The sequence below is a fragment of the Streptomyces sp. WG5 genome, assembly GCF_049974565.1.
Lineage (GTDB): Bacteria > Actinomycetota > Actinomycetes > Streptomycetales > Streptomycetaceae > Streptomyces.
In genome coordinates this window covers 1-540 of record NZ_JBNGGC010000193.1, presented here as the reverse complement: position 1 = coordinate 540, position 540 = coordinate 1, and the positions used below count along the sequence as shown (strand labels likewise).

Annotated in this window: 1 protein-coding gene; it reads right to left on the bottom strand. The window is 70.9% G+C overall.

Going from position 1 to position 540, the window contains the following annotated elements:
* Positions 1–540, bottom strand: a 540-nt coding sequence (locus ACP4IX_RS36570) for a hypothetical protein (protein ID WP_426558999.1), incomplete at both ends; no start/stop codon positions are given.

The window sequence follows — 540 nt, the reverse complement described above, 5'->3', positions numbered from 1 at the left end:
CAGCGGCTTCCACACCACCCGGTACCGCCAGCCGTCCACCTCCGACCGCTCCCGACCCTGCCGACGCCACGCCGACAGACCAGGCAGGACACTCGCCCAAGCGGTCTCGTCGTCGGTGCCAAGGGCGGTCACTAGGGACGTGAGGTCTTCGCGCTCGACGGCGTCCCAGAACCGGGCATCCACGGCGCCCACGGCTCCGCCCGGCAGAGCGTTGCCAGTCGGTGCCGCCTCCGGCCAGTAGCGCTTCCGCTGGAAGGCGTACGTCGGCAGGTCCACCCGTCGCGTACCGGTCCCGGCGAAGAACTTCCGCCAGTCGACCTCGACGCCTCGCACGTGGGCCTGCGCCAGAGCAGTGACGGCGGTCTCGACCTCGGACCGGCCCTTGCGCAGCACGGGAACGATGGCCACGTCTTCGCCCGTCGCGCACTCCTGCGCCATCGCCGACAGCACACCGTCCGGACCCAGCTCCAGGTAGGTCGTGACTCCTTCGGCCTCCAGGACACGAACACCGTCCAGGAAGCGCACGGCCTCGCGGACGTG